The organism is Helicobacter sp. T3_23-1059 (assembly GCF_053654515.1).
On sequence record NZ_JBSIUV010000087.1, the window covers coordinates 1 to 5516 of the forward strand.

The window sequence follows — 5516 nt, forward strand, 5'->3', positions numbered from 1 at the left end:
AAATCTAAATCAAAAGCCTTAGATTCTATCATTTTAGCATAAGAGAATTTAACAAGCGACTAAAACGGTTGGTGCAACAACTTCTCAAACGGTGGAATTTTAGCATAAGAGAATTTAACAAGCGACTAAAACTAAGAGTTGTTAAAGCTAGTATAGGAATGAATTTTAGCATAAGAGAATTTAACAAGCGACTAAAACTCCGCACAATTTACAAGTTTTCATTTTTGCATTTTAGCATAAGAGAATTTAACAAGCGACTAAAACCGCTAATGCTGTAAGCGCGACTGCGCAAGCATTTTAGCATAAGAGAATTTAACAAGCGACTAAAACGCGGAAAATGTGGTTTTTAGCACAAAAAAAATTTTAGCATAAGAGAATTTAACAAGCGACTAAAACAAGATGCCCACGACTAAGCCAACTGCCACAATTTTAGCATAAGAGAATTTAACAAGCGACTAAAACGCTTGCACATATTGGAATGCAAGAAGTCTAATTTTAGCATAAGAGAATTTAACAAGCGACTAAAACCGCGTCAAGCCCGCTTTCTAATGTTTTGCAATTTTAGCATAAGAGAATTTAACAAGCGACTAAAACACTATAAGTGTTTTATCGCGCCTGTATAATCTAAACTCTTTGTCATAAAAAGAGATTAGATTATACAGGCGCGAAATTTTTAAATTATCAAAATCACTCATCACAATTTGCAACGCACAGCAATCTATAACTACCACAAATAGATTGCCACGATTTTACGATTTCTTAACCAAGTCGCAAAATCTAGTAATGACGGCAATCCTTGTCATAACTAAGCGTAGCGAAGTATCCAAATGATTTTGCAAAATCGTATCTTTTTGTAAAGCACGCTTTTTGTAATTTTGGGCTTAAAAACCCCTAAACCCCACAAAAATATTGTAGTTTAGAGTTGAAAATCCGTCATTGCGAGCGAGCGCGTAAGCGTGGCAATCCACTATTTTTGTCATCGCGAGATTTTGCGTTAGCAAAATCGTGGCAATCTAGTGTAAATTTATTTGTAGAGATATTTCGCTTTCTACGAAAGCTCAATATGACAAAGATTTAGACTCTATGCCAAGAGCAAAAATCTAGCAACGACAAAGAGAAAGACTTCCACGAATTGTGTGGCGATTCTCGCAGTTACAAGGATAAACCCACTCCCTAACCCCCTCGTGCTAAGGGAGGGGGAAAGTGTGGATTCGCCACTTGCAATGGAGGGGAAAATATTTGTCATACTTAAAGAGTGCGTAGAAATCGAAGTATCTCAAGCTATTGATATACACAGAGATATTTCGCTTGCGCTTAGGTATGACAAAAAACTTTAAGACAATAGCAACTTCAATATTGAAAAAATAGATTGCCAATTTTGAGGTGTTTGACAAATGCGAGTTTTTAACTAAAGTCGTAAAAAATCGTAGCAATAAGTGGCAACAAAATGTGGGCTAGTTTTGGATATTTCGGCTATGCTTGAGTATGGCAAGCGGTATTTGAAACACCGCTTGGATAGGTATTTGTGAGGTTTTGTAGTGATTATTTTGTCTCCAAAGTCTTTTTGATAAGCTCTTCGCCTACCAAGTCATAAAACTTAGGATAAATGCTTGTCATAAGCTCCTGCCATTGCTTTTTTTGCGCATCATCAAGCGTGTAGATTTTTAGCTTGTTTGGATTTTTGGATTCATAATCTTTTAGATTTTGGAGTAGGACTGCTTCATCGCGCTCACTTTCCTCACGCTCAAATAGCGTGGCTTCTCTCATCGCTTGATTTACCACTTCTTTTAGCTCCTCTGGCAACTCTTGCCAAAATTTTTCACTTGCGATGACAAGGTAGCCCAAATAGCCGTGATTGCTCATTGTTACGCTTTTTTGGACTTCATAGAAGCGAGAATTATATAGATTTGAGAGGGGATTCTCTGCTGCATCTACTACGCCTGTTTGCAGTGCGCTATACACTTCGCCGAAGTTGATATTTTGGGGGTTTGCGCCCATAGCTTTGACTTGCTCTTCTAGGACTTTGGAGCTCATTATGCGCATCTTTTGTCCTTTGGCATCATCAGGGACAATGATAGGTTTTTTGTTGGTGCTAAATTGTTTGAAACCAGAATCCCAATAATCAAGCGCGATAAAGCCTTTTTTGGCAATGGCTTGCTTTAGGATTTGCCCTACTTCGCCATCCATCACCGCGTGTAGATGGGCATTATCACGGAATATAAAAGGCACATCCCAAAGGTTAAATTCTTTAGCGATTGGCGTAAATTTGGAAAACGCGGGGGCTGCTAGCTGAATATTATTGCGCTTTAGCTCTTGAAACACTTTGTCATCATCGACAAGCTGTGCGCTAGGGAAAACCTCTACTTTTAGCCTGCCATTGCTTAGCTCACCTGCTCTTTTGGCAAACAAATCTGCTGCTTTGCCTTTTGGCGTCCCGCTACTTACGACATGGGCAAATTTTACAGTCCAAACTTTATTTGGGTCGTTTTTGGACTGCTCTTTGTCCCCGCAAGCTGTCAAAATAGAAGCGATAAATGCACCACCCAAGACACTAGCTATCAATGCTTTTTTGCTCACATTAAAAGCGCGAAATCGTTTGCCCACGCTAAAAAAGTGAGATTTTTTTGTTTTGCTGTCCTTATTCATTGTTTCTCCTTTTGGACTTTTTAGATTTTGCTTTAGCGTCCTGCAAAAAGCACTAGATTCTACCTAAAATCTTTTAATTGCTAGAGATTTTTGACATTTTCTTAAATTTTTTTTTAAATGAGGTAATGTTTAATCGTAAGGATAAATTTTTAAGAAACATTTTTAACAAAAAGGCTTGCAAAAAAGCCTTTTTGTTTTGAAGATTTGTAAGTAGGGCAAATAGGCTATTATTTATCGTTTTTGATAGCTAAGATTTTATCTGCAAACGCGCTATATGCTTCGGCTAAGACTTCTGCGTATTCATTGTCAAATTCTGTCAAAATCCACTCCATTTTTTCTTTATACACGGATTTTTGAGCGTCTTTAGTTTTTAACTCGGTTTTGGCATTTTGCAGTCTTGTCAAAAATGAGCTAGAGATTTTGTTTAGGTTTGCCTCAAATGTGTTGATTTCATTTGCAAGCCCACGAGATTTTGCGCTATCTATGGTGTTTTGGCGTATTTCTTGCATATTTTTATCGTGCCATTTACTTATCTCACTCATATTTTCGTTTTTTTCTCTAAACTTATTATAAAAATGCTCATAGCCACTGCTTGTGAGATATTCGGTTTTTGACTTGTTTTTTTGCTCCGCTTTTAATATCACTTTTAGAATCGTATCTAGCGATTCGATTCTTGATTTAAAAGCATTTTGTATCTCGTGCATTTGCTTTGTAAGTTGATGGGATTGCTCATTTTCTGCGGGAGCAGGCTTTGCTATTAGCATCACTTGCCATAGCGACACGCATACAAACGCACCGATAACCACCCCAAGTAAAGACTTTTTCATTTTGACTCCTTTTGTTTGATTTTGTCTTTGATAAGATTTTGCAAAAGACTTTTTATAAATCAAGCAAATATATTGCCAAAAGCCATTTACAAATCTACATTTATAATTTTGCAACACTTGTGCTAATCGCTTTTAAAGTTGCGATAAATCGTGCAGTATAAGCCTAGATTCTAGCATTTTTCTCCAAAAATATATAAATATTTAAGTCCGTATCAAACAATGCAAAAAATGTGTGAGAAAAAATGCAATAAAAGAGAATCTATAAAAACACACAATATTAAAAACACGCAGGGGAAATAATGCTTTGAGAGGGCATTTTGAAAGAAATTGAGCGAGTAAAATATATGGGATAAAAAATAAAAGATAAAAACTCGCTACAAAAGGATTTTGTTTGTCAAAACAAAATCCAAAATATAGCGATTCTAAAACGATTAAAAAACAAGAACAATCAAGGCGCAAAATCGCTAATACAAGGCGATTTATAGCCTAGATTCATATCTTCTTAGCATATATAGTCGCTTTAGCATTTTTTTCTTAGCGTTGATTTTTTGTTTTTTGCGTTTTTCTGTCTTGCTTTCAAAAAACCTGCGCGCTCTGCATTCTGTAACGACTAGATTTCTATCGGTTTGTTTTTTGAATTTGCGATAGGCTTCATCGAAACTCTCGCCTTCTTTGACTTTGATACCGGGCATTTGCCTCACCACCTTTCCGTTTTAGATTTTGGATTTTGCTTGCTTGTATGCTTGCTTTAAAAATCCAAAAAACTTAGATAAGCCCGAGATTTTAGCAAAAATCGCATAAATTTCAACTAAATTTTACGCAATCTTAGATACAATTTGCGCTTGCTTATTTTTGGGTTTTACGCAAAATCGCTCAAAAATCTATCGCAAAAACGCCACAAAAAAATGATTTATAAGTGCTCGTAGCTCAGCTGAATAGAGCAACAGGTTGCGGTCCTGTAGGTCGGGGGTTTGAATCCCTCCGAGCACACCATTTTCACGCTTTTACCTAACTGCTAGTATCTTAAATTTGACACAAACAACTTAAAAAAATATAGATTCTACCAAAATCACAAAACACCAAAATCTAAAACCACAAAAAGGCATAAAATGCAAGAGAAAAAATCCGTAGGAATCATAGGCTTAGGGCTTATCGGTGGCTCTATGGGGCTAGCTTTGCGCGAGCTAAATGAGAGCAAAAATGCCCCTATGACTTTTAGTCGCATTTTTGGCTATGATACCAATCCTTTGCATTCACAGCAGGCATTATCTCTTGGGCTTGTCGATGAATGTGTGGAGTTTGAGGCGATAGAGCAGTGCGATGTAGTATTTTTAGCCACGCCACTTGAGGCGATTATAGAGACTTTGGAGAAGTTTAAACATATCAAAAATGATTGCACGATTATTGATTTGGGCGGGGCAAAGCAAAAAATCATCGCTTCGATTCCGCCCAAAATCCGCAAAAACTTTGTCGCTGCACATCCTATGAGTGGGACGGAAAATTTTGGTCCAAATGCCGCTATCAAAGGGCTTTTTTATAACAAAATCGTAATCATAGCCGATGAGGAACATAGTGGAAAATCCCAACTCGCCATAGCTAAACAAATCTTTATTTCTATTGGTATGAGGATTATCAAAATGAGCGCGAAAGCCCACGACAAGCACACTGCCTACATATCTCATCTCCCTCATATCATCTCTTTTGCGTTAGCAAACACCGTCCTAGCCCAAGAAGAGCCACAAAATATTTTAGCCCTAATCGGTGGAGGGTTTAAAGATATGAGTAGAATCGCAAAAAGCTCGCCCATAATGTGGCGTGATGTGTTTGCCCAAAACAAAGACAACCTACTAGAATCTATCGAATCTTTTGGCAAAGAAATGCTATATGCCAAAACGCTAGTCAAAGAAGAAAAATGGGAAGAGCTAGTAGAGTGGATGGGCAGGGCAAATTCTTTGCATAATTTTATGTGAGTTTTTGCTTTTACTACAAGTTGTTGCCATAGATTTTGATAAACAAAAAACGACAAAAAGCTAAATATTCAAT

The 5516-nt window shown here is 37.1% G+C and carries 5 protein-coding genes, 1 tRNA gene and 1 CRISPR repeat array; of the genes, 3 read left to right on the forward strand and 3 right to left on the reverse strand.

The features are described from left to right. Positions 1 to 30: 30 nt before the first annotated feature. Positions 31 to 594: direct repeats of the CRISPR family, unit length 36 nt; unit sequence ATTTTAGCATAAGAGAATTTAACAAGCGACTAAAAC. Positions 595 to 1136: 542 nt separating this feature from the next. Beyond that, entirely contained in the window at positions 1137 to 1337 is a 201-nt protein-coding gene (locus ACWIX0_RS12745; protein ID WP_454174363.1) for a hypothetical protein, read from the forward strand. 205 nt (positions 1338 to 1542) lie between these two features. On the opposite strand, the gene ACWIX0_RS12750 is transcribed toward ACWIX0_RS12745, so the two are convergent. The 3 genes from ACWIX0_RS12750 to rpsU form a co-directional block, all read right to left on the reverse strand. Next, entirely contained in the window at positions 1543 to 2646 is a 1104-nt protein-coding gene (locus tag ACWIX0_RS12750; protein WP_454174364.1) for a DctP family TRAP transporter solute-binding subunit, read from the reverse strand. A 227-nt stretch (positions 2647 to 2873) separates the two neighbouring features. Further along, complete coding sequence (locus ACWIX0_RS12755; protein WP_454174365.1) at positions 2874 to 3473, reverse strand: hypothetical protein; 600 nt, start codon at positions 3471 to 3473, stop codon at positions 2874 to 2876. A 479-nt stretch (positions 3474 to 3952) separates the two neighbouring features. Further along, positions 3953 to 4165 (reverse strand): 30S ribosomal protein S21, encoded by a 213-nt coding sequence (rpsU, locus tag ACWIX0_RS12760; protein WP_023929699.1) that lies wholly within the window; start codon positions 4163 to 4165, stop codon positions 3953 to 3955. 224 nt (positions 4166 to 4389) lie between these two features. On the opposite strand from rpsU, the gene ACWIX0_RS12765 reads away from it, so the two are divergent. Beyond that, a tRNA-Arg gene (locus ACWIX0_RS12765) sits at positions 4390 to 4466 on the forward strand. A 116-nt stretch (positions 4467 to 4582) separates the two neighbouring features. After that, positions 4583 to 5443, forward strand: coding sequence for a prephenate dehydrogenase (locus ACWIX0_RS12770; RefSeq protein WP_454174366.1), 861 nt, complete (start codon positions 4583 to 4585; stop codon positions 5441 to 5443). Positions 5444 to 5516 lie beyond the last annotated feature (73 nt).